21 protein-coding genes and 1 pseudogene are annotated in these 21,789 nt (G+C 61.9%); 12 read left to right on the forward strand and 10 right to left on the reverse strand.

The annotated features are described in order from the left end of the window. Nucleotides 1–21 precede the first annotated feature (21 nt). Entirely contained in the window at nucleotides 22–825 is an 804-nt protein-coding gene (locus tag ACO07C_RS03425) for a potassium channel family protein (RefSeq protein ID WP_421912829.1), read from the forward strand. A gap of 17 nt (nucleotides 826–842) precedes the next feature. On the opposite strand, the gene ACO07C_RS03430 is transcribed toward ACO07C_RS03425, so the two are convergent. Further along, a complete protein-coding gene (locus ACO07C_RS03430) occupies nucleotides 843–1,724 on the reverse strand; it encodes a DMT family transporter (protein WP_421912830.1) in 882 nt (293 codons plus the stop codon). 193 nt (nucleotides 1,725–1,917) lie between these two features. Between ACO07C_RS03430 and ACO07C_RS03435 the strand changes: the two genes are divergently transcribed. After that, entirely contained in the window at nucleotides 1,918–2,421 is a 504-nt protein-coding gene (locus ACO07C_RS03435; RefSeq protein WP_421912832.1) for a hypothetical protein, read from the forward strand. Here ACO07C_RS03435 and ACO07C_RS03440 read toward each other — a convergent pair. After that, nucleotides 2,418–3,746 carry a DNA polymerase IV gene (locus ACO07C_RS03440; protein WP_421912833.1) on the reverse strand — a complete coding sequence of 443 codons (1,329 nt, stop codon included), beginning with the start codon at nucleotides 3,744–3,746 and terminating at the stop codon, nucleotides 2,418–2,420. The genes ACO07C_RS03435 and ACO07C_RS03440 overlap by 4 nt on opposite strands. Nucleotides 3,747–3,811: 65 nt before the next feature. Here ACO07C_RS03440 and ACO07C_RS03445 point away from each other — a divergent pair, with 65 nt between their 5' ends. Continuing rightward, nucleotides 3,812–4,387 (forward strand): GNAT family N-acetyltransferase, encoded by a 576-nt coding sequence (locus ACO07C_RS03445; RefSeq protein WP_421912834.1) that lies wholly within the window; start codon nucleotides 3,812–3,814, stop codon nucleotides 4,385–4,387. Nucleotides 4,388–4,489: 102 nt separating this feature from the next. After that, nucleotides 4,490–6,031: a hypothetical protein gene (locus tag ACO07C_RS03450; RefSeq protein ID WP_421912835.1), complete on the forward strand. Its 1,542-nt coding sequence runs from the start codon at nucleotides 4,490–4,492 to the stop codon at nucleotides 6,029–6,031. A gap of 193 nt (nucleotides 6,032–6,224) precedes the next feature. On the opposite strand, the gene ACO07C_RS03455 is transcribed toward ACO07C_RS03450, so the two are convergent. Next, entirely contained in the window at nucleotides 6,225–6,878 is a 654-nt protein-coding gene (locus tag ACO07C_RS03455; RefSeq protein WP_421912836.1) for a hypothetical protein, read from the reverse strand. Next, nucleotides 6,875–7,174, reverse strand: a complete 300-nt coding sequence (locus ACO07C_RS03460; protein WP_421912837.1) for a DUF3572 domain-containing protein — start codon at nucleotides 7,172–7,174, stop codon at nucleotides 6,875–6,877. The genes ACO07C_RS03455 and ACO07C_RS03460 overlap by 4 nt, the downstream gene beginning before the upstream one ends. Nucleotides 7,175–7,410: 236 nt before the next feature. On the opposite strand from ACO07C_RS03460, the gene ACO07C_RS03465 reads away from it, so the two are divergent. From ACO07C_RS03465 to ACO07C_RS03500, 8 genes are all read left to right on the forward strand, one after another. Next, complete coding sequence (locus ACO07C_RS03465; protein WP_421912838.1) at nucleotides 7,411–7,782, forward strand: response regulator; 372 nt, start codon at nucleotides 7,411–7,413, stop codon at nucleotides 7,780–7,782. 33 nt (nucleotides 7,783–7,815) lie between these two features. Continuing rightward, nucleotides 7,816–9,189 carry a PleD family two-component system response regulator gene (locus tag ACO07C_RS03470; RefSeq protein ID WP_421912839.1) on the forward strand — a complete coding sequence of 458 codons (1,374 nt, stop codon included), beginning with the start codon at nucleotides 7,816–7,818 and terminating at the stop codon, nucleotides 9,187–9,189. A 505-nt stretch (nucleotides 9,190–9,694) separates the two neighbouring features. Further along, nucleotides 9,695–10,429 (forward strand): FadR/GntR family transcriptional regulator, encoded by a 735-nt coding sequence (locus ACO07C_RS03475; protein WP_421912840.1) that lies wholly within the window; start codon nucleotides 9,695–9,697, stop codon nucleotides 10,427–10,429. After that, nucleotides 10,426–11,613: a PLP-dependent transferase gene (locus ACO07C_RS03480; RefSeq protein WP_421912841.1), complete on the forward strand. Its 1,188-nt coding sequence runs from the start codon at nucleotides 10,426–10,428 to the stop codon at nucleotides 11,611–11,613. Before ACO07C_RS03475 ends, ACO07C_RS03480 begins: the two co-directional genes overlap by 4 nt. A 33-nt stretch (nucleotides 11,614–11,646) precedes the next feature. Then, nucleotides 11,647–12,924 (forward strand): ABC transporter substrate-binding protein, encoded by a 1,278-nt coding sequence (locus ACO07C_RS03485; protein WP_421912842.1) that lies wholly within the window; start codon nucleotides 11,647–11,649, stop codon nucleotides 12,922–12,924. 244 nt (nucleotides 12,925–13,168) lie between these two features. After that, nucleotides 13,169–14,095, forward strand: a complete 927-nt coding sequence (locus tag ACO07C_RS03490) for a carbohydrate ABC transporter permease (RefSeq protein ID WP_421912843.1) — start codon at nucleotides 13,169–13,171, stop codon at nucleotides 14,093–14,095. Further along, complete coding sequence (locus ACO07C_RS03495; protein WP_421912845.1) at nucleotides 14,095–14,943, forward strand: carbohydrate ABC transporter permease; 849 nt, start codon at nucleotides 14,095–14,097, stop codon at nucleotides 14,941–14,943. Before ACO07C_RS03490 ends, ACO07C_RS03495 begins: the two co-directional genes overlap by 1 nt. A gap of 3 nt (nucleotides 14,944–14,946) precedes the next feature. Next, nucleotides 14,947–16,014: an ABC transporter ATP-binding protein gene (locus ACO07C_RS03500; protein WP_421912846.1), complete on the forward strand. Its 1,068-nt coding sequence runs from the start codon at nucleotides 14,947–14,949 to the stop codon at nucleotides 16,012–16,014. Nucleotides 16,015–16,101: 87 nt separating this feature from the next. Here the strand turns inward: ACO07C_RS03500 and rpmG are convergent, their stop codons facing one another. From rpmG to rnr, 6 genes and pseudogenes are all read right to left on the reverse strand, one after another. Beyond that, on the reverse strand, nucleotides 16,102–16,269 hold the full coding sequence (gene rpmG, locus ACO07C_RS03505) for a 50S ribosomal protein L33 (RefSeq protein WP_006201775.1): 168 nt from the start codon (nucleotides 16,267–16,269) through the stop codon (nucleotides 16,102–16,104). 202 nt (nucleotides 16,270–16,471) lie between these two features. Then, nucleotides 16,472–16,915: pseudogene (locus tag ACO07C_RS03510) on the reverse strand (hypothetical protein); the annotation flags it as partial. Between the two features lie 109 nt (nucleotides 16,916–17,024). Next, nucleotides 17,025–18,200: an MFS transporter gene (locus ACO07C_RS03515; protein WP_421912847.1), complete on the reverse strand. Its 1,176-nt coding sequence runs from the start codon at nucleotides 18,198–18,200 to the stop codon at nucleotides 17,025–17,027. Nucleotides 18,201–18,222: 22 nt separating this feature from the next. After that, nucleotides 18,223–18,963 carry an NUDIX hydrolase gene (locus ACO07C_RS03520; RefSeq protein ID WP_421912848.1) on the reverse strand — a complete coding sequence of 247 codons (741 nt, stop codon included), beginning with the start codon at nucleotides 18,961–18,963 and terminating at the stop codon, nucleotides 18,223–18,225. Between the two features lie 91 nt (nucleotides 18,964–19,054). Continuing rightward, nucleotides 19,055–19,483, reverse strand: a complete 429-nt coding sequence (locus tag ACO07C_RS03525) for a DUF983 domain-containing protein (protein ID WP_421912849.1) — start codon at nucleotides 19,481–19,483, stop codon at nucleotides 19,055–19,057. Further along, nucleotides 19,483–21,789: a ribonuclease R gene (gene rnr, locus ACO07C_RS03530; RefSeq protein ID WP_421912850.1), complete on the reverse strand. Its 2,307-nt coding sequence runs from the start codon at nucleotides 21,787–21,789 to the stop codon at nucleotides 19,483–19,485. The genes ACO07C_RS03525 and rnr overlap by 1 nt, the downstream gene beginning before the upstream one ends.

The following is a 21,789-nucleotide window of genomic DNA, read 5'->3' on the forward strand; positions in this document are numbered from 1 at the left end:
ACGGACGCTATCGCAATCACCATGAACAGCGACGCCGGGGGCAGATTGCAGAACGATGCGGCGCTGAGGCGGCTGCGCAACAGGCTGCGCAAGCTCTATCACGGGCGCACGCCCGCGGCCTTCCGGTTTCAGGTGGCGGCCATCATCATCGATCTGGCCATCATCGCCTTCTTCATTGCCAGCCCAGTCATTCAGCAGTCGCCCTCGTTCCTATGGCTCGACTATGCGGTGGCGGCGCTCGTCGCCGCCGACATGGCTGCCCGGCTGCTGGCCTCCAACGACATGCTGCGCCTGATCAAACAGCCGACATCATGGGTCGATATCTTCATCCTGCTGACATTGCTGATGCCGACGGCGCTGGCCAACCTGGCTTTCCTGCGCATCCTGCGGCTGTGGTCGCTGTCGCGCAGCGGCTCGCTTTGGCGGCATTTCGAAATGCGCGGCCTGAGGCCCTGGCGCGAGGCCAGCCAGGCGGTCATCAATCTCGTGACCTTCCTGTTCGTCATCACCGGCTTCGTCTACACATTCTTCTTCCGAACCGGCACAGGTGTGGAGAATTACGTCGACGCGCTCTATTTCACGGTTGCCACGGTGACGACGACCGGCTTCGGCGACATCGTGCTGCCGGGTATCGCCGGCAAGCTGACGGCCATCGTCACGATGATCATCGGCATATCACTGTTCGTCAGGCTGGCGCAGGCGATCTTCCGGCCGCCCAAGGTGTATTTCCCCTGCCCACAATGCGGGTTGCGGCGACATGAACCCGACGCCGTGCATTGCAAGGCTTGCGGTCATGTCCTCAACATACCGGATGACGGAAACTAGGCACACATGGCGGAGTGCTAGGACGCCGCCACTTCGGCCGGCTTGATCGGCTTGCGCTGAAGATTGAGCAGGTTGCCCAACAGAATGAGCAGCGCGCCGCCAGCGGTGAAAACGTCGATCTGCTCGCTGTAGAGCAGCCAGCCCACCAGCGCCGACAGCGGCACGCGAAGAAAATCCATCGGCGAAATGACGGTGGCGTCGGCATATGTCAGCGCACGGGCCATGCAGAAATGCGAGGACATGCCGGTGAAGGCGATCAGCAGAATCCATGGCCAGAGCTCCAATGGCGGGTTGCGCCATTCGTAGAGAGCCGGGACAAGGCCGACCGCCGACTGGATGATCAGCATCCAGAAGATGATGCGCACCACGCTGTCGGTTCGGGTCAGAGACTTCACCAGCACCAGCGACACGCCAAAGCAGACGGCCGCGCCCAGGACCACGACATGCCCGAGATCGGCCGAACCCATGCCGGGGCGCACGATGATCACGACGCCGATCAGCCCAAGCACCACCGCCGCGAGCCTCGCGCGGTTTAGTCTCTCGCCAAGAAATGTCACCGCCAGGATCGCCGTCCAGATCGGCGTGGTGAATTCGATGGAGATCAGCACCGCCAGCGGTATCAGGGTCAGCGCGTAAAGCCAGGCCGCCTGGCCAGTGTAATGGACGACGTTGCGGGCGATATGCGCGAGGGGGCGTTCGGTGCGCATCGCCGCAAAGCCGCCGCTCGCCATGACCAGCGGCAACAGGATGAAGAAGCCGATCACCGAACGCAGTTCCAGCACCTGGAACACGTTGAGTTCCGCCGTGGTGGCGCGGCCGGCGATGGACATCCCGAGAAACGAGGTGACCGAAAGCGCCATCCAGAAGGCTGCCTTGGGGATTGAAGGTGTGGCTGACATCGGAGCTATGTCGCAAGCTGGAGCCATCACCGCAACCATGAGACAACGCATTCGACTGGGCCAGCCGGGGTGGCCAGAGGTTGCAAAACCATCATATCGTTGGTGGAACCTGCCGAGGCGCGGCGCATTGAGTCTCGATCCGCCGCGTATCACGAGACGTATTTTGTTCCCGACGCCAGTAAGGAGAGTTTCGATGAGGTCATTCGCACGATTGGCGCTTGCAGGCTGTTTTTTGGTCGCGGCAGGTGCGGCGCATGCGGATGAGAGCAAATTCCTGCAGTCGTTCCAGGGAAATTTTGCCGGCAACGGCACAGTCAAGATCAGAACGACTACACCGACGGTGAACGTGACGTGCAGCTTCAAGTCCAATGCGAAGGCCAACGCTTTGTCCCTTGTTGGGACCTGCAGTGGCCTGGTTTTGGTGACCCGCAACATCAGTGCGAATTTGAAGGTGGCCGGGACCCGATATTCAGGAACATACATCGGGTCGCGAAGCGGGCCGGCACAGTTGAGCGGCACCCGTTCGGGAAACGCCATCAATCTCGTCATTCATTGGGCCAAGGAGATCAATGGCGACCGCAAGGCCCAGTTGACCGTCGAGAAGACGGCCAATGGCATGCGGCTCACCGTGACTGATATGGATCCGCGGACACGCAAGAACGTGGTGACAAGCCTGATAGACCTACGGCGCAGCTAATCTTCGATGGGCTCCGGCGGATGGGCGCCGCGGCCCTTGCCAAACGTGTAGCCGGTTTCCACCGCCTTGCGGCCAAACTTGTCGCGCAATGCGTCGATGGCGCCTTCGGCCATGGCGCGCTTGCGCGCCTGGACATCGACGAGATCGGGCGGATCAGCCTTGTCGTCGTCGGAGAGGTCGCTGACGCCGATGCCGAGCAGCCGATATTTTGTTCCATCCGTTTCCTTGCGAAGCAACTCCACCCCGGTCTGGAAGATGCGATCGGCGAGTCGGGTCGGGTCGCCGAGCTGCCGGTTGCGGGTGCGGAGCTTGAAATCCTGGGTCTTCAGCTTCAGCACCACGGTGCGTCCTGCAATTCGTGATTTCTTCAATCGCGCCGAGACCTTTTCCGAAAGGCCCCTCAGCACCGCGACAAGCTCTTCCAGCGAAGCGATGTCGGTGTCGAAGGTGGTCTCGGCCGATACGCTCTTGGCATCCTGGTCGGGATCGACGCGGCGGACGTCCTCGCCGCGCGAAAGGCGATAGAGCCGGTCGCCCATCGTGCCGTAGCGGCGCATCAGGTCGCCGCGCTCCATGCGCTGCAACTGGCCGATGGTGCGGATCCCGTCTCGCTCCAGCGTTGCATTGAATGCCTTGCCGACACCCCAGATCATTGTCACCGGTTGCCCGGCCAGGAAGCCGACCGCCTCGGCTTCGCCAATCACCGAGAAGCCGCGCGGCTTGCGGAAGTCCGACGCTATCTTGGCCAGGAACTTGCAGTAGGAGAGGCCAGCGGAAACCGTGATGCCGATATCCTTCTCAACGGCAAGCGCGAACCGCGCCAGCACCACCGCCGGCGGCAAGCCGTGCAGCCGTTCAGTGCCGGAAAGGTCCAGGAACGCTTCGTCGATGGAGAGCGGCTCGACCAGCGGCGTCAGCGCCTGCATCATGGCGCGCACCTCGCGGCCGACACGTACATATTTTTCCATGTTCGGCGGAATGACGACGGCTTCGGGACAGGCTTCGAGGGCCTTGAACATCGGCATTGCCGAGCGAACGCCCTGGATGCGGGCGATGTAGCAGGCGGTGGAGACGACGCCGCGCTTGCCGCCGCCGATGATCAGGGGCCGGTCCTTCAGGGCCGGATTGTCGCGTTTTTCTATGGCTGCGTAGAAGGCGTCGCAGTCGATATGGGCAAGATGCAGCCGGTAAAGCTCGGGATGGCGGGTGAGGCGAGGGCTACCGCACCGCTCGCACCGGCGTGTTTCGCCGCGCTGAAGAGTCAGGCAGTCGCGGCAAAAACCGTGATCGGGATTGTTGACAGGGGCCGCCATCGCTGCGAACATAAGAAGAACAAAAGCAATGGTACGACAGTGCAAGGCCAGCGACAAGGCTGGCCTGGGGAGAACGTATGAGCACGACGGTCGCGCCACTGACGCCCGAGCTTTGGTCGGATTTCGAGGATCTTTTCGGCAAGCAAGGCGCCTGCTACGGCTGCTGGTGCACGCATTTCCGGCTGGCGCCGGCGGCGCGCCGGGCGAGCGACCGCGAAAGCAACAAGGATCATATCAAGTCGCGTATCGAGGCTGGACCGCCCCCAGGCCTGCTGGCATTCGAGGATAGCCAGGCAGTGGGCTGGATGCAGATCGGCCCGCGCGCCGACGTGCCCGAATGGAACAACAAGGGCAGGGGCTCGGCGCCGGTAGACCCTTCCGATGCAATGGATCCTGGCGTCTGGGCAATTTCCTGCTTTTTCATCCGCGCCAAGGCACGAGGCCGGGGCGTGACCCATCGGCTGGTGGAAGGTGGCATTGCGTTCGCCCGACAGAATGGCGCGCGTCTGGTCGAGGCCTGTCCAATCGATCTGTCCAAGGATTCACGCTCGATAGGACTTTTCGTCGGCTCGTCGCGGGTTTTCGAGAAGGCCGGTTTCGAACGGCTTGTCGAACGCAAGGCCGGTCGACCGCTGATGCGGTTGTTTCTTTAAGTCAGACGGCTGAATGTTCATGCCCGTCTTGCGGCTGTGATGGTATTTTCCTACCAGAGCAGCGAAATGTTTTTGCCATCCGAGGCCAAACGGAGAATTCGCGTGAACCGTGCCCTGCCATTTGCTTTCCTTCTTGCGCTGAGCGCGCCTGCTTTCGGTCAAACGGTCGACAGCCAGGGGGCGACGCATCTTTCCGAGAATCTGTCCCGCTATGTCGGCAAGCAGGCAATCGACAAGGGGGTGCTCACGGTCTCCGTGGAAGGCGATGCCTACAAGATCGCCTTTGATCTGAAGGCCCTCGCCGCGGCGTTCCCGGACCAGAAGCTGCTGAAATTCGACTTTGCTCCCTATGCCTTGCTGGTCAAGCCGCGCAGCGATGGGTCCTGGGATGTTTCGATGGATTTTTCGCAAAGCGCATCCTTCGAGTTCAACGGGCCCCAGGGCCTGCAAAGCACGCAATTCTCGATCAAGGATGGGAAGGCCTCCGGCGTCTACGATCCCAATCTGGCGGCCTTGACCAGCGGCGCCGGTTCGATGGCTGGCATGACGATGACCTCGAAGGACGCCAAGCAGCACGTGGATTTCAGTGCCGGCGCCGGCACGGCGACCATTGCCGGGACCAAGTCCGCGAATGGCGGCGTCGATTTTACCACCTCGCAAAGGGTTTCGAGCTTTGTCGAAGCGATCAATTTCGACGATGCGGAAAGCGGGTTGAAATTCCCGGTCACCATCAAGTCGCCGGAAGTGTCGCTCGAGGCAGCCGGCAAGGGCGTCCAGACAAGACCGCTGCTCGACCTGCTGGCATTTGCCGTGGCGAATGAAGACGAGGCCACGCTCAAGGCCAACCAGGCGCAGCTCAAGACGCTCTTACGCGCCGCCTTGCCTTTGTGGGAGCGGGTCGACGGAAGCTACGGCTTCAAGAATTTCACCGTCGAAAGCCCCGTCGGCAATTTCGGCGCGGCGCAGCTCAGCACCGCGTTCGGAATGGACGGGATCGCGCAGAGCGGAAAGGTCAATTATGCGATCAAGGCGTCAGGCTTGACCATCCCGACGCAGGTCCTGCCTGGCTGGAGCGTCGCGCTGCTGCCCACGGATATCGACCTCAATTTCGGCGGCGCCAACATCGATCTCGACAGCATGGCGAAGAAGGCGATCGATGCCTTTGATCTCAACCAGGATCCGCCACTGTCGGCTGACTTTGGCGATTCCCTGACCGCTGATTTCATGGCCAAGACGCCGAAGGTCGTGATCGGGCACAGCGTCGTGAAGAACGCCAATATGGAAGTCGCCGTGGAAGGCGAGATGACGTTCCCCGACGAAAAGCCCGAGGCCAATCTGAAGGTCGATGTAGCGGGCTTCGACAAGATTGTCGAAAGCCTGCAGGAGGCGGCAAAATCCGATCCGGATGCGGCGCAATACGTGCCAGCAGTGCTCGTCGTCAAAGGATTTGCCAAGACTCTGCCCGATGGTCGCCTGGAATGGGCCGTCAACACCAAGGCCGATGGCTCGGTGACGGTGAACGGCGTCATGGTGAAGCCGGCCGACCCGGTTGCCGATGACAGCGGTGCGACCGACGACAGTGGCGACGATGATGGCGGCGATTCGGGCGCCCAGATGGGGCAGCCTTCTCAGGAGAGCAAATAAGCGATCCGAGATTTGATCAAACACAGGGCCGGTCGATGAATATCGATCGGCCCTGTTCTCATTGCGATGGCAACGACAGCCCGCGCTATTTGGCGGGTTTATGCGCAGGCACTTACACTAGAGTCGGTTCCATCTCGATGGAAACGGGATGGGGCTCTATCTGTAACCGGATTCCAATTTTCGGGATCATGCACTAAAGCCCAAGCGCCGCCGCGATCTTTGGCGCCGCCTCGGGCCAGTCCTGCACGACGACGATGTCATCCGGTATCGGGGGCAGGAATTCGCGCAGCGAATTATCGGCCATCAGATGGAACAGATGCGCGTCGGCGACTGAATGGCGTGCCGACACCAGATTTGGTGGCTGGTCGTCGACGAAGGCAATAGGGCGCCCCTTGTCTCCGCGCAGCTTGGCCACTGCCGGTCCCTTGGCCATTTCGGTGGTCAAGAGCGGGTAATTCAGTCCGAGCGCATCGAGATGGGCGCGGCGAACCGCGCGATGCTTGTGCGGCATCGCCGTCAACATGACGATCTCTGCCCTGTCGCCGAGCGCCGACAGCGCCTCGGCCGCGCCGTCGGTGATGCTTTGCCAGTCGGCCTGGGTGTGAAAGAAATCGTCCAGGAGCGCCGTCACTTCCGCCTGCTCGATCAGCCTGCCGGTGGCCTGCTCTGCAATGTTGCCGGTCAGCCGGAAGGAGGCCAGCGTCAGCCCGAAGCCGCGAGCCTTGAGGAAATTGGGGAAGGGGCGGATGAATTCGAGCACGACATCGTCGACGTCGAGTATCAGCAACGGCCGGTCGTCGGCCGCGAGTTCGGCGATCTGTCTTGCGGTTTCGGGATCATCGCTCATATCGAATGCTCATGGTTGTCGTCGCCTAGGGGAAGCGCCCGCAGAGCCTTGCCGACCGACGCAGGCGGCGTGCCCGTTTCCTCCGCGAAACGCATGAGCGTCGGCTCATGGGCGAGAATGAATTGCAGGACGCCGGCCAGGAACCCGGGTTCGCCGGCAGCCTGACGGATGGAATGGGCCTCGATGCCGGTGATTGCCAGGAAGCGCGGCAACAGCTCCGGATCCGAAGCGACGAAGGCCAGTGCCTTGACGGCAATGGTTTCCGCTTCTTCGCGCATTGACGCTACGTTTGCCATCACTACCTTCAGGGTGTGCGGGATGAGTCTGTTTCCGCAGTAATGGCAAGCGTCGCTTGCGGCAAGCCACCAACCCCTCCCAAGCGGCGTTCGAGGTGGAATCCGGACAGCTTTTCCCGCGGCGGATTTCCGTTTCGTCAATCATATTGCCGTAAAGTGAAGTAGGGTTTGGTGCGCTCCGGCGGGAACGCATGACGGCAGCCTTCAAATGGAAGGCCGGCCGGGACGGGAAATAAATGCCAAAGAAGGTCATGATCGTCGAGGACAATGAGCTTAATATGAAGCTCTTTCGGGACCTCATCGAAGCCAGCGGCTATGAGACGGTGCGCACGCGCAACGGCCTGGAAGCGCTGGATCTGGCGCGACAGCATCGGCCAGACCTCATCTTGATGGATATCCAGCTGCCGGAAGTGTCCGGCCTGGAAGTGACCAAATGGCTGAAGGAGGATGACGACCTTCACACCATACCGGTCATAGCGGTTACGGCTTTCGCCATGAAGGGCGACGAGGAGCGTATCCGGCAGGGCGGTTGCGAGGCCTATATTTCCAAGCCGATCTCCGTGCCGCGTTTCATCGAAACCATCAAATCCTACCTAGGCGATGTATGATGTGCCTTCCCTGCCAATCCGGAGCGTTGTGACATGACCGCGCGGATTCTCGTCGTCGACGATATCCCTGCCAATGTGAAGCTGCTCGAGGTCCGGTTGCTGGCCGAATATTTCGAGGTGCTGACGGCCACCAACGGGCCGGACGCGATCGAGACCTGCGAAAACGGCAAGGTCGATGTCGTGCTGCTCGATGTGATGATGCCGGACATGGATGGGTTCGAAGTTTGCCGGCGGCTGAAGAGCGACCCAGCGACCTCGCACATACCGGTTGTCATGATCACGGCGCTGGACCAGGTTTCGGACCGGGTGCGCGGTCTCGAGGCCGGCGCCGACGATTTCCTGACCAAACCCGTCAATGACCTGCAGCTTATGACGCGCGTCAAAAGCCTGGTCCGGCTGAAGTCGCTGACGGACGAGTTGCGGCTGCGCGCCTCGACGACGCGCAACATCGGTATCGAGGAGCTCCTCAGCCGCAATTTCGCCTCCGATGACACGACGCCTAAAGTGCTTTTGATCGACGAGCGCAAATCTTCGTTCGATCGTATCCAGAAAATGCTGCGCGGCAGCGCCGATATCGACCTTGCCATGGATCCGCATGCCGGCTTCTTCCAGGCTGCGGAACTTCCCTATGAATGCGTGTTGATCTCGACGGCTTTCACGGATTTCGACCCGCTCAGGCTCTGCTCGCAATTGCGATCGCTCGATCGCACGCGGTTCCTACCGATCATCCTGCTGGCGGAGCAGGGCGATGAGGCCCGCATCATCCGTGGCCTTGAACTTGGCATCAACGATTACCTGATGCGGCCGATCGACCAGCAGGAACTGACGGCACGTCTGCGCACGCAGGTGCGCCGCAAGCGTTACAACGACCATCTGCGCGCCAGCGTCACCCAGACGATCGAGATGGCGGTCACGGACGGCCTTACCGGGTTGCACAATCGCCGCTATCTGGACAGCCACCTGCAGACCCTGTTCGAGCGTGCCGTGGCGCGGCGCCGGCCATTGTCGGTGATGATCACGGATCTCGATCGCTTCAAGAGCATCAACGACGCGCATGGCCATGATGGCGGTGACGAGGTGTTGCGCGAATTCGCGCGGCGACTGCGCAAGAATGTGCGCGGCATTGATCTGGCCTGTCGTTTTGGCGGCGAGGAATTCGTCGTCGTCATGCCGGATACGGAAGGCTCCGTGGCCGAAAAGGTCGCCGAGCGCATCCGTGCGGAGATCGCGCAGCTTCCGTTCGCGGTCGGTCACGATGGCAAGACGATTGAAGTCACGGTCAGTGTCGGCGTCTCATCCGTGCTGAAGGGCGTGGACAGCGTCGCGGCGTTGATGAAGCGCGCCGACCTCGCGCTCTACGAAGCCAAGAGCGGCGGCCGCAACCGCGTCGTCGCCAAGGCGGCGTAGGGGCAATCGCTCGATTATCCAGCGAGGCCGACAGGGTTACGAATTTACCTTAATCCAAGCGATTCGCGAGCCGTGGTTAAGAAACTGTTGATTTTCATCAGTTCTTGGGCGAGTGTGCGGGTAGACAAGAGATGGCCGGCACGAGGGTAGATCGCCGGTCAATCCCAAGAATACCCCATGTCTCAGGTCCGCCGCATCTCCTGGGTCCGTGGGGTCGGCCGGCCGGCGCTGGCACATAGTGGCCTCCTCGTACCGCTGCCAAACGCCGACCGGCCCCCTTTTTGAAAACACATCAGGATTCCATGCCAGGCCGTTGAAGACGCTGGCGGTTCATGGAATGACCTTGAAGCACCGCCGCCTCGGTGCAACGGATATACGCGACCCCAGCCGCCCAACTCCCGGCGCACAATTTCCGGTGAAAGCAGTCTTCGCTCCTGACGGTCGGTTGACAGGAGTTTCCTTCTGTGCAGAAATTGGTTGGACCATTGGACCACTTGGAGGAGATGTGGACCAGAACAGCCTGCCACCCATCCAGACGACGGCGCGCGACGACGCCGTGCTGAAGGCGTTGGTGGGCTTTGTCAGCGCCGAGGCCCTGCAGCCGGGTGAAAGACTTCCGACCGAACGCATCCTTGCCGAGCGGCTGAAGGTCAGCCGCAACACGGTGCGCGAGGCGCTGACGCGCTGGGAGGGGCTGGGCCTCGTCGAGCGGAGGCAAGGCAGCGGTACCTATCTCAAGGCTGCCGTATCGGCCGACATGCTGCATATGCCGCTTACGCTGGCGGGCGGCCATGATTTCACCAGCCTGATGCACACGCTGGAGATTCGCCGCGCGCTGGAGGCGGAGGCCGCGGCGCTTTGCGCCGAGCGCGCAAGCCTGGCGGATATCGCGGAGATATCCCGCAAGCTGGAAGCCATGGAACAGGCCTTTCTCATGCGTGATGGAATGTCGTCGGATGAGGACTGGGAGTTCCACCAGGCAATCTATCGGGTTTCGGGCAACCCGCTGTTCGAGCAGATCATCTCCGCCATGCACGAATTGTTCCACCGCTTCTGGGAGCATCCGCTCGGCGTGCGCGATTTTGGCCACGCCAGCTTTCCCTACCATCGCACCATCTATGAGCGCATCGCCGACGGTGATCCTGATGGCGCACGCGCCGAAGCGCTCAAGCTGATCGCCACGGTCGAGAACGACCTGAAGCTCGGCGCCGCCAAACTCAAACTCCTGGACCTGAAATGAACGAGCATCCAACCGGTTTCGATCACGACTATCTCGCCGAGGCGGCAACGCTTCTGGCTCACGACGAGCCGTTTCCTGGCGGCGCCGTGGTGCCACCGATCTACCAGACCTCGCTGTTCACCTTCGCCAACTACGCCGAGATGGCCGATACGTTCGCCGGCAGACGGCGCCAGCCGATCTATTCGCGCGGCGACAATCCGACGGTGATGGAGTTCGAGGGCCGCGTGGCGGCGCTCGAGGGTGCCGAGGCGGCACGCGGCTTTTCCAGCGGCATGGCGGCCATCAGCGCCACGGTGCTTGCATTTGTCGGCGCGGGCGAACGCATCGTGGCCGTGCGCAACTGCTACGGTGACGCCTACCGGCTGTTCGAGCGGCTCCTGCCGCGGCTCAACATCAAGGTGGACTACGTCGATGGCTCCGACCCCGACGCGGTCGCGGCCGCACTGCCCGGCGCAAAGCTGCTCTATCTCGAAAGCCCGACGTCGATGATGTTCGAGCTGCAGGATCTGCCGCACCTGACCCGCTTGGCCAGGGAGCAGGGCATCATCACCACGATCGACAATTCCTGGGCGACGCCGGTTTTCCAGAAGCCGATCCTGCACGGCGTGGACCTGGTCCTGCACTCGGCCTCTAAATATCTGGGCGGTCATAGTGATACGGTCGCCGGCGTCGTGGCGGGGTCAGCGGTTCATATCAAGCATATCAATGAGCAGACCTATTCGTTTCTTGGCGGCAAGCTGTCTCCGTTCGAGGCCTGGCTGCTGTTGCGCGGGCTGCGCACGTTGCCGCTGCGCCTGCCGTACCACATGAAGAGCGGGCTGACCATCGCCGAACGGCTGAAGGCGCATGGCAATGTCGAGCGGGTCAACCATCCCGTCTATTCGAACCATCCGGGCAAGGCGACGTTGGCCGGCTATGCGGGCCTCTTCTCGTTCGAGGTGACCGAGGACATCGACATCCCCGTCTTCGTCGATGCGCTGAAATATTTCCGCATCGGCGTCAGTTGGGGCGGGCATGAGAGCCTTGTCGTGCCTGCCAAGGCGTCTCTCGAGCAGACGCCTGGCGTGAATTCGATGGCGCGCTTCGGCGTCAGCCCCCGGACCATCCGCTTCAATGTCGGATTGGAGAATGTCGAGGACCTCTGGGCGGATGTGGCCCAGGCCTTCGAAAAAGCAAAAAAATAACTGGAGCAGCAAACTGAAATGGGAGTGTTCAAGATGAAACGTCTGAGCGTAATGCTTGCAGCCGCCGCGGGACTGGCGATTTCCGCCGGAACCGCGATGGCGGATACGACCCTCAAGATGGTCGAGGTTATCACCAGTCCGCCGCGCACGGAATTCCTGAAGAAGCAGATCGCCGAGTTCGAGGCGGCCAATCCGGGCGTCAAGGTCGACCTGGTCTCTCTGCCCTGGGGCCAGGCTTTTGAAAAATTCCTTACCATGGTGCAGGCCGGCGACACGCCTGATGTGGTCGAGATGCCGGAGCGCTGGATGGGGCTCTACGCCAACAACGGCCAGCTCGAGGATCTCGGTCCCTACATGGCCAAATGGCCTGATGCCAAGACGCTGGGCGAGCGGGCCAAGGAGTTCGGCTCCACCGTCAACAACACGCAGTACATGATCCCTTATGGCTACTACGTGAACGCGCTGTTCTGGAACAAGAAGCTGTTCAAGCAGGCTGGCCTGGACGGTCCGCCCGCGACGCTCGACGAATTCATCGCCGACGCCAAGAAGATCTCCGCACTGCCGGGCAAATATGGCTACTGCCTGCGCGGCGGCCCGGGCGGCTTCAACGGAATGCACATGTTCATGAACATCGCGGACGGGAAGGGCGGCTACTTCAACGCTGATGGCACGTCGACCATCAACGATCCGGGTTCCGTCAAGGGCCTCCAGATGCTGGCCGACATGTACAAGGACGGTCTGGCGCCGAAGGATGCCGTCAGCTGGGGCTTCAACGAAACCGTCACGGGTTTCTATTCGGGCACCTGTGCCATGATCAACCAGGATCCGGATGCGCTGCTCGGCATTGCCGACAAGATGAGCGCCGATGATTTCGCGGTGGCGCCGATGCCGGTCGGGCCAACGGGCAAGTCGTTCCCGACGCTGGGCTACGGCGGCTGGGCGATGTTCGCCAACTCGCAGCACAAGGACGACGCCTGGAAGCTGATGGCGACGCTTTTGTCGCCCAAGGACAATCTTGAATGGGCCAAGGAAGTCGGTGTCATTCCGATCCACAATGGCGCCGATCAGGACGCGCACTTCAAGACCGAGCAGTTCAAGGGCTGGTTCGAGGAACTGAGCGACACCAGCAAATACGAAATGGTCACGCCGCCGACCCATCTGGAAAATCTCGGCAATTTCGTTGACCAGGTCGCGATCAAGAACTTCCAGGAAGTTCTCCTTGGCCAGAAGACGGCCAAGGATGTTGCCGACGAATGGGCTGCCTTCCTGACCAAGGAGCAGCAGGACTGGATGGCCAAGAACAAGAAATAGGCCTGGCTTTCCTTCTCTCCGTTCGCGGGGAGAAGGTGGCCCGAAAGGGCCGGATGAGAGGCGGCGCCAACACCCCAAGGTTCGCGCTGCCCCTCATCTGCCCTCGGTAACCGGTGTTTCGCTGGCGCTCCGGCCGTTCCAACCAACTCGCTTTCATCCGCTACGCGGATCATGCTCACCCCGCAAAACGGGGAGAAGGGCGCTGTCGCCCAGGCGGCATTCACCTCTCAACGCAGAGCCATCTATGACCTATGCCGTCCCTGAAATGCGATCCGCCGGCGCCTCGCGCCGTAAACGGCTGTCTTATGCGACCATCGAGCCCTGGCTGTATCTCAGCCCGGCAATCGTGCTTCTGATCGTGGTGCTGGTGGTCCCGCTCATCATCGGCATCAGCTATTCGTTCCGCAAGTTCTCCGCTTTCAAATCGGAATATGTCGGCCTTGGCCAATACCACGCCATGCTGTCGGATGCGGTGCTGGGGCAGGCGCTTGTCAACACGCTGTGGTGGACGGTCGCCAGCCTTTTCTTTCAGTTCTTTCTCGGCCTCGGCCTGGCTTTGCTTCTCGACAAGCCGTTCATCGGGCGCAAGTTCGTCCAGGCCGTGGTCTTCCTGCCATGGGCGGTGCCATCCTTCCTTTCGGGCCTGACATGGGCGTGGCTGTTCAACCCGATCATCGGGCCGCTGCCGCACTGGCTTTTCGCGTTGGGGCTCAGGTCTGATCCGTCCACCAGTATCCTGTCCGATCCGGCCACGGCCATGTGGGGGCCGATCATCGCCAACATCTGGTTCGGCATTCCGTTCTTCGCCATCACGCTGCTCGCCGCGCTCAAGTCGATCCCCGCAGAATTGCATGAGGCGGCGGCGATAGATGGCGCTTCGCCGTGGCAGCGCTTCAGCAAGGTGACGCTGCCGTTCCTCGCGCCGACCATCGTCATCACTGTCATGCTGCGCACGATCTGGATCGCCACATTCGCCGATCTGATCTTCGTGATGACGGGAGGGGGGCCCGCCGGCTCGACCAACACCGTGCCGGTTTACGTCTATGTCAGCGCCTTCAAGTCGCTGGACAAGGGCTATGCCTCGGCGGTGGCGGTGCTGCTGCTTGGGTTGCTGATCCTCTACGCCGTGGCGCTGATCGCCATCCGGCGCACGCTTGTGAGGCATGTCTGATGATCGCCGGTCGTTCCACCTCGTCGCGCATTGTCGGCGGCATTGGCCTCTACGGCGCCATCGCTGCCTACATGGTCTTCGCACTGTTTCCGATCTTCTGGACGCTGAAGATATCGGTCACGCCCGAGCGGCTGCTCTATTCCGAGGGCATCACCTTGTGGCCGTCGCAGACGACGTTCCAGAACTTTTTCACAGTTTTGGAGGCCTCCGACTTCCCGCGCTATTTCCTGAACAGCGTCATCGTTTCGGTGGCGACGGCGGCGCTGGTGACGGTGATCGCCACGCTGGCCGGCTATGCCATGTCGCGCTTCACCTTTCGCGGCAAGGCAGCGCTCGCCATCATGCTGCTTTTGACCCAGACGTTCCCGCTGGTGATGGTCATTCCGCCGATCTACCGCGTGATGGGCGAGCTTGGCCTGACCAACAGCCTGATCGGGCTGATCATCATCTACACCGCCTTCAACACGGCCTTTGCCACCTTCCTGATGCAGTCCTTCTTCGACGGCATCCCGAAGGACCTTGAAGAGGCGGCGATGATCGACGGCTGCACGCGCGCCCAGGCGATGCGCAAGGTGATCGTACCGCTGACGCTACCCGGCATGGGCGCGACGCTCGGCTTCGTCTTCACGGCGGCGTGGAGCGAACTGCTGTTTGCGCTGATGCTGATTTCCAGCGACGACAAGAAGACCTTCGCGGTCGGACTACTCACTTATATCGGCAAGTTCGCCGTCGACTGGGGACAGATGATGGCCGCGTCCATTCTGGCTTTGATCCCGGTCTGCATCTTCTTCGCCTTCCTGCAACGCTATCTCGTGACCGGCCTTACCGCCGGCGCGGTCAAAGGATAACCGATGGCTTCCGTTACGCTGCAACACGTCCAGAAGGATTACGGCTCGCTGCGTATCCTTCATGGTGTCGACCTCGAGATCGCCGATGGCGAGTTCGTCGTGCTGGTCGGTCCGTCCGGCTGTGGGAAATCGACCCTGCTGCGGATGATCGCCGGTCTGGAGGAGGTTTCGGGCGGCGAAATCCGAATCGGCGAACGGCTGGTCAACGACGTCGCCCCCAAGGACCGCGACATCGCCATGGTGTTCCAATCCTACGCGCTTTACCCGCACATGGACGTATCGTCGAACATGGGCTTTAGCCTGCTCCTGAAGAAGGCGGAAAAGGCAACGATCGACAAGCGCGTCGGCAGCGCCGCCAGCCGGCTGGGGCTTGACAGCTACCTGCAGCGCCTGCCGCGCCAGCTTTCCGGCGGTCAGCGCCAGCGTGTCGCCATGGGCCGCGCCATCGTGCGCGACCCAAAGGTCTTCCTGTTCGACGAACCGCTTTCCAACCTCGATGCCAAGCTGCGCGTCCATATGCGCGCCGAGATCAAGGCGCTGCACCAGCAACTGAAAACCACCTCGGTCTACGTAACCCATGACCAGATCGAAGCGATGACCATGGCCGACCGCATCGTCGTCATGCATGACGGCTTCGTACAGCAGGTCGGCGCGCCGCTGGAACTTTACGATCGTCCGGTCAACATTTTCGTAGCCGGCTTCATCGGCTCCCCCGGCATGAACTTCCTGCCGGCGACGGTGCGCAAGGACGGCAAGACCAGCGCGGTCCTGGCCGATGGCCAGGCGCTCGCGCTGCCCGATGGATTGCCGCTGAAGGACGGTGATGCGCTCACCGTCGGGTTGCGGCCGGAGCATATCCAACTGGTCGACGACGGCGCCATCAAGGCCGAGGTCGAAGTGGTCGAGCCGCTGGGCCTGTCGACTCAGTTCTATGTCAAGCTCGCCAATCAACAGGTCTGCGTCTTCGCCATGGGGCGCAGCAATGTCAGGCCGGGCGACACCGTGCGGCTATCGGCCGATCCGGCCGCGCTGCACCTGTTTGATCCCAAGAGCGGCGATCGCGTGGGATAGGGCGCTTCGCGAGAAGCCTGCAACGACCAACGCACAACGAAAAACGCCGCCCATCGGGCGGCGTTTTGGCATTCCGGAAGAACCAGATTACTTGATCTTGGTTTCCTTGAATTCGACGTGCTTCTTGGCGACCGGGTCGTACTTGCGGAACGACAGCTTGTCGGTCTTGGTGCGGCTGTTCTTGCTGGTCACGTAGAAGAAACCGGTGTCGGCGGTCGACAGAAGCTTGATCTTGATGTTTGCGGCTTTGGCCATGATATCAGTCCATTAATGTTCGTGGAGTTTTGGCCGCTGGAGCACGGGCAAACACCCGGACGCGGGAAACTTGGCGCGACACATAAAGAACGTGCCTGGAAAGTCAAGCCCGATGGTCCTGGAACTGGTCGGCGGCAGGCGACCTCGCCACGCCGATCGAGGCCTCGTCAGCCGAAAATGTCCCTGGGGTCGCGTCAATCCTGGCCGGCGCGGCGGCCTTTTTCCAGTCGCCGGTGGTGTTCCACCAGCGATTCGGATTGGCGCGATCGTCCAGTCCCTTGGAGCGGCTGGCGAGTATCGGCTGAATGCGGATTACCGGTTCCTGGTAGCTATGTGCCTGGAAGATCGCTTCGACGACGCGGGCGGCCAGCGCCTGATCGTCCGGCAATTCGAACGAAATCTCGACGGTACCCGGCCGTCGCCGCAATTCGGTCTCCGGACCGGCGGCGGCGCCTTCTAGCGGCCGATAGCGCTCGATGCCATCTGCCGACTGATAGGCGTTGCGGTCGTACTTGCCCATGCGCAGCGGCGTGATCGCAACGACTGATTCCATGATGCGGTCGACATCGGCGGAGGGTGCCTGGAAGGTCACAAGCAGGAGCAGTGTCATGCGCAACGAAGTGGTTTCAAAGCCGCTGTCGATCATCGGAGTGTCCTCAACTCGGGAGTTTTGAGGTCTCCTTATATAGGGGAGCTCCTGACACGGTTCTGTCAGCAGCCTGTCACCGCATCAGCCTGAACGTAAGGGGCTGGCTCTAGAGAATTTTTCGGACAAGCCTCGCGCCGACAAGCACCATATAGGCGGCGAAGAATATGCCCAGCGACCAGCCGAATCCGGACGGTCCGAACGCATCCATGCCGATGCCGATCGCCTGCGGCCCAAGCACCATGCCGACGCCGTAGCAGAGCACGAAGGCGGCGTTCGCAGAGGCCAGTTCGTGGCCTGACAACTGGGAGCCGAGATGGGCCAGGCCGATCGTGTACATGGCCGCGACGACGCCGCCCCAGACGAACAGAAGTGCCGCCATAAGGTGCCAGTTCTGCGCGAAGAAGGGCATGAAGATCGTGCCTGCAAGGCCGACTGTTGCGCAAGCCAGCAGCAGATAGCGTCGATCGCTGACGCGGTCGCTGATCATGCCGATCGGGATCTGCAACAGCACGTTGCCGAGCCCGATCATGGTCAGGAGAAGCGCCGCGTCGGCTTCGGAATAGCCGATGCGGTTGCCATAGACCGGGAAAAGCGCGAAGCCGCCGGTTTCGACGGCGCCGAACACCAGAACGGCGGCGGTCGCCGTCGGTACCAGCCAGATGTAGCGCAGGAAATTGCTGGTTTCGCCGTCCTGAACGATTGTCGGGCTCTCATTGCGCGCTGCCAGAACCGGGATCGCGGCCAAGGTCACCAACACGATGATGACGCCGAAAGGCCTGAAGCCGGAACTGCCCAGATGGGCAAAGAGCCATGGCCCCGCGGCAAAGCCCAGGGACAAGACGGTGGCATAAATGCCCAGTACCAGGCCGCGCCGGTGTGGCGGCGCCGACGTGCTGATCCAGAATTCCGACAGGATGAACAGCACCGTCAGCGCGATGTGCAGCACGATGCGCAGTGGAAACCACATCCAGAAATCAGGTGCGAAATGAAAGCCCACAAACGCCAGCGCGCCCGCCGCAATCATGGCAACCATTGTCCAGGCGACGCCAAAGCGCGTGGCGAGCGGCGTGGCGAGCGGTGCGCCCGCGATCGAGGCAAGGCCGGCGACCGCCGTATTAAGGCCGATCATCGACGCCGAATGGCCGCGTGTTTCCAGGATGACGCTGAGCAGTGGCATGCCAAGGCCGATGGCAATGCCGACGACGCTGATCGACGAGATCGCAGCGACCATCGGAAGCCAGTGTACGCGCTCGTCGCCCTGTGGTTGGGTATCGACCGTCATGGGATGCTAGGCACTCTGTGTTCTATAGAATTTCGCGGGTGAAACGGTTGCGGATGAGCCTGTAGAACGGCACCGAACCGCCGGGGTTCAAAAGCGGATCGTGCGCGAGGCGCTTCTCCAGTTCCTCCAGAACCGATCGAGTGATGTCAGGAATGTCAGCTTGCCTGGCGTCGGCAAGAGGCAGCCAGACGAGTTCTTCCAACTCGTTGGTCGGCCCGCCATCCGGCAACTCCACTGCAACGTCGTCGCGCCAGGCGCTGAAGAACCGGGTGTCGAAACGGCGCACGCGGTTGGGTGGGGTTATGGCGCGTGCGACGAAGCGCAGCCTGTCCAGCGAAGGCATCACACCGTGTTCGACAAAGCCCTGCCAGTCGCTGACGTCGGTCGCGAACGCGCCTTTCTGGCCGATCAGCAACCCGGCTTCCTCATAGGTTTCGCGGATTGCCGACAGCGCGATGGCGCGGGCACGGATTGTGCTTGTGCGGCCTGGACCTGCAAGCAGCTTTGCTTCTTCATCGCGATGCAGCGCGGTTGCTGTGGGGATGCGGCTATCGGCAGGATCCGTGCGGCCGCCGGGAAAGACGAATTTGCCGGGCATGAAGGCATGGCTGGCGTGGCGACGTCCCATCAGGACAAGGATTTTGTCGCCCTTGCGATCCAGCAGGATCAGGGTCGCCGCGTCGCGCGGGCGAATCGGCCTGTCTCTAGGAGCGATCACGCCCCGCTCGATCCTGTCGACTTCCACCTTGGTCATACCGTCCATGCGCAGGACCTAGCGGAAACTTCTGGCAAGCGAAAGTGGCCTTTCACGGTCGGTATGTTGCGCCAGGCGGCATCATGGCCGCAACCCAGGCTCAGGAATGGGGCTCGATCACGTCGTGTTCGTCACCGAACCCGTGCATATAGAAGGCCCATTGCAGTCCGATGACGGCGCCCTTTACAGGCTGCAGCAATGCCACGGAGAGCAGGATGGTCAGCGGCACCCAGATGGCGATGTGCTGCCAGGTGGAGAGCGTCGATGTCGCCTCGACCCCCATGAAGGCGCCGAGAATGATGTGGCCGACAATGACGATAACGAGATAGGCGGGAAGGTCGTCGGCGCGATGGTGATGAATTTCCTCGCCACAGACACTGCAGGTATCGACAGTCTTGGTGAAGGCGCGAAACAACTTGCCTTCCCCACAATTCGGGCAGCGGCCAAGCATGCCGCGCTTCATGGCAGTCCACAACGGACGGGCTGTCCGGCCCGAGTGGTGTTCGCCACCGAAAACCTGCTGTTCCATCATCGTCTCCTGCCGCGCGTCCCTGGACGCGATTGCGACGCGCGGGCACGGCCCTTAGCCTTGTGAAACGACCGCTTGGAGCCTGCCAAAGGCTTCGGGTCGGTCAACATCTCGAATCGCATCGATCCGGCCATTGGAGCCACCTCCACCAGCCGGACTTCGACACGGTCAGCCAGTTGGTACCCCTTGCCGCCGCGTTCTCCGAAAAGCGAGCGGGCCGCTTCGTCGTATATATAGTAATCGCCGCCCAAGGTTGACACCGGGATGAAGCCATCCGCGCCGAACTGCGGCAATTGGACAAAAAGCCCCGATTTGGTGACGCCTGAAATGCGCGCGTCGAAACGGTCGTCTATGCGCTCGGCGAGATAGGCGGCGATCAACCGGTCGACCGTATCGCGCTCAGCGGCCATGGCGCGGCGTTCGGTGCCGGAAATCAGCACCGAGACATCTTCGAGCCGGGCCTCCTCTTCCTGCGTAAGCCCGCCCGGGCCAAGGCCGAGTGCGGCAATCAGACCACGATGCACGATGAGGTCTGCATAACGGCGTATAGGTGAGGTGAAATGCGCGTAGCGCTTCAGGTTGAGGCCGAAATGGCCGATGTTCTTGGGCGAGTATTCGGCCTGGCTCTGCGAGCGCAGCACCACCTCGTTGACAAGCCCTTCATTGTCGTCGCCGCGAACTCGCTCCAGAATGCCGTTGAACTGGGCAGGGCGCATCTGTGCGCCGCGAGCCAGCGACAGGCCAAGTGTCTGCAGGAATTCGCGCAGCGATTCCTGCTTGGCCAATGACGGCGCATCGTGGATGCGGAAGACAAGCGCCTGTCTCTTCGCTTCCAATGTCTCGGCGGCCGCGACGTTGGCCTGGATCATGAACTCTTCGATCAGTTTGTGCGCGTCGAGCCGCTCCGGAACGATGACGCGGTCGACGGTTCCGTCCGGCTTCAGAATGATCTTGCGCTCCGGCAAATCCAGTTCCAGCGGCTGGCGTCCGTCACGGCCGCGCTTCAGGACGGCGTAGGCATCCCAGAGCGGTTTCAGCACGGTATCGAGGATCGGGCCGGTCTTGTCATCCGGCGCTCCGTCGATTGCCGCCTGAGCCTGCTGGTAAGAGAGTTTTGCCGCCGACTTCATCATGACACGATGGAAGGAATGCCTGATCTTTCGCCCTTCGGCCGAAAACACCATGCGTACGGCCAGAGCGGGCCGTTCCTGGCCTTCGCGTAGCGAGCAGAGATCGTTGGAGATTCGCTCGGGCAGCATCGGCACGACACGATCGGGGAAATAGACCGAATTGCCGCGTTTCAAGGCTTCGCGATCAAGCGCTGTGCCATAGCGGACGTAGGCGGCGACATCGGCAATCGCCACGGTGGCGACCACGCCGCCGGGGTTCTTCTCATCCTCGTCCGGAGCCGCAAACACCGCGTCGTCATGGTCCTTGGCGTCGGCCGGATCGATTGTGAGCAAGGGCAGGTCGCGCCAATCCTCGCGATGGGCCATCGTGGCCGGCTTGACGGCTTCGGATTCGGCGATGACGTCGGCTGGAAAGATGTGCGGGATATCGTGGGCGTGGATGGCGATCATCGAGACCGCCTTTTCACTGGTCAGTGACCCCAGAACCGCCAGCACCTTGGCCCTGGGCAGCCCATAGCGGGAGGCCCGCGCCGGCTCGACCTCGACCAGATCGCCGTTCCTGGCGCCGTTCTGGAACTCCTTGTCGACGATCAGTTCGGGCTGGCGCCGTTCGACCGGTTCGATGCGGAAGGTGCCGTCCTGCAGGATGCGAAACACACCGAGCACCGCATCCGTGCGCTTCTCGAATATCTTCATCACCCGCCCGGTATAGGCGGGGCCCGTCGCGTCGTCGGTCGGGAAGGTCTTGGCCAGCACGCGGTCGCCGATGCCAGGCGCCGGGGCGTTGCCGCTACGCGAGACGCGGATGGAAACAACGGGCGGCTCGCCGGTGCCGACGGCTTCGGCGGGGTGGGCCAGCAACACGCCGTCACCGTCGCGGCCGAAGATGTCGAGCACGGCGACATGGGGCAGGGCGCCGACGCGGGCAAGTTTCTTGCGCTCCTTGGTCAGCAGGCCCTCGTCCTGCAGGTCGCGCAAGATGTCCTTCAGCCAGATGCGATCTTCGCCACGCAGCGCGAAGGCCTTGGCGATATCACGCTTTCCGGCGCGATCCGGATTTTCGGCGATGTAGCGCAGGATTTCGTCGCGCGAGGGCTTGTAGTCGTCCTTGACCTTGGCCCTGTTGTCGGCGGTGCGCGGATCGCCGTGCCTTCTACCGGTGATCCTTCGCGCCAC

Source organism: Mesorhizobium sp. (genome assembly GCF_965229135.1).
Taxonomy (GTDB): domain Bacteria; phylum Pseudomonadota; class Alphaproteobacteria; order Rhizobiales; family Rhizobiaceae; genus Mesorhizobium.

Excerpts from the sequence above, each read along its gene's own strand:
- ACO07C_RS03425 (WP_421912829.1), top strand. The coding sequence starts at position 22 with ATGAACAGCGACGCCGGGGGCAGATTGCAGAACGATGCGGCGCTGAGG.
- ACO07C_RS03430 (WP_421912830.1), bottom strand. The coding sequence starts at position 1,724 with ATGTCAGCCACACCTTCAATCCCCAAGGCAGCCTTCTGGATGGCGCTT.
- ACO07C_RS03435 (WP_421912832.1), top strand. The coding sequence starts at position 1,918 with ATGAGGTCATTCGCACGATTGGCGCTTGCAGGCTGTTTTTTGGTCGCG.
- ACO07C_RS03440 (WP_421912833.1), bottom strand. The coding sequence starts at position 3,746 with ATGTTCGCAGCGATGGCGGCCCCTGTCAACAATCCCGATCACGGTTTT.
- ACO07C_RS03445 (WP_421912834.1), top strand. The coding sequence starts at position 3,812 with ATGAGCACGACGGTCGCGCCACTGACGCCCGAGCTTTGGTCGGATTTC.
- ACO07C_RS03455 (WP_421912836.1), bottom strand. The coding sequence starts at position 6,878 with ATGAGCGATGATCCCGAAACCGCAAGACAGATCGCCGAACTCGCGGCC.
- ACO07C_RS03460 (WP_421912837.1), bottom strand. The coding sequence starts at position 7,174 with ATGGCAAACGTAGCGTCAATGCGCGAAGAAGCGGAAACCATTGCCGTC.
- ACO07C_RS03465 (WP_421912838.1), top strand. The coding sequence starts at position 7,411 with ATGCCAAAGAAGGTCATGATCGTCGAGGACAATGAGCTTAATATGAAG.
- ACO07C_RS03470 (WP_421912839.1), top strand. The coding sequence starts at position 7,816 with ATGACCGCGCGGATTCTCGTCGTCGACGATATCCCTGCCAATGTGAAG.
- ACO07C_RS03480 (WP_421912841.1), top strand. The coding sequence starts at position 10,426 with ATGAACGAGCATCCAACCGGTTTCGATCACGACTATCTCGCCGAGGCG.
- ACO07C_RS03485 (WP_421912842.1), top strand. The coding sequence starts at position 11,647 with ATGAAACGTCTGAGCGTAATGCTTGCAGCCGCCGCGGGACTGGCGATT.
- ACO07C_RS03490 (WP_421912843.1), top strand. The coding sequence starts at position 13,169 with ATGACCTATGCCGTCCCTGAAATGCGATCCGCCGGCGCCTCGCGCCGT.
- ACO07C_RS03495 (WP_421912845.1), top strand. The coding sequence starts at position 14,095 with ATGATCGCCGGTCGTTCCACCTCGTCGCGCATTGTCGGCGGCATTGGC.
- ACO07C_RS03500 (WP_421912846.1), top strand. The coding sequence starts at position 14,947 with ATGGCTTCCGTTACGCTGCAACACGTCCAGAAGGATTACGGCTCGCTG.
- rpmG (WP_006201775.1), bottom strand. The coding sequence starts at position 16,269 with ATGGCCAAAGCCGCAAACATCAAGATCAAGCTTCTGTCGACCGCCGAC.
- ACO07C_RS03515 (WP_421912847.1), bottom strand. The coding sequence starts at position 18,200 with ATGACGGTCGATACCCAACCACAGGGCGACGAGCGCGTACACTGGCTT.
- ACO07C_RS03520 (WP_421912848.1), bottom strand. The coding sequence starts at position 18,963 with ATGGACGGTATGACCAAGGTGGAAGTCGACAGGATCGAGCGGGGCGTG.
- ACO07C_RS03525 (WP_421912849.1), bottom strand. The coding sequence starts at position 19,483 with ATGGAACAGCAGGTTTTCGGTGGCGAACACCACTCGGGCCGGACAGCC.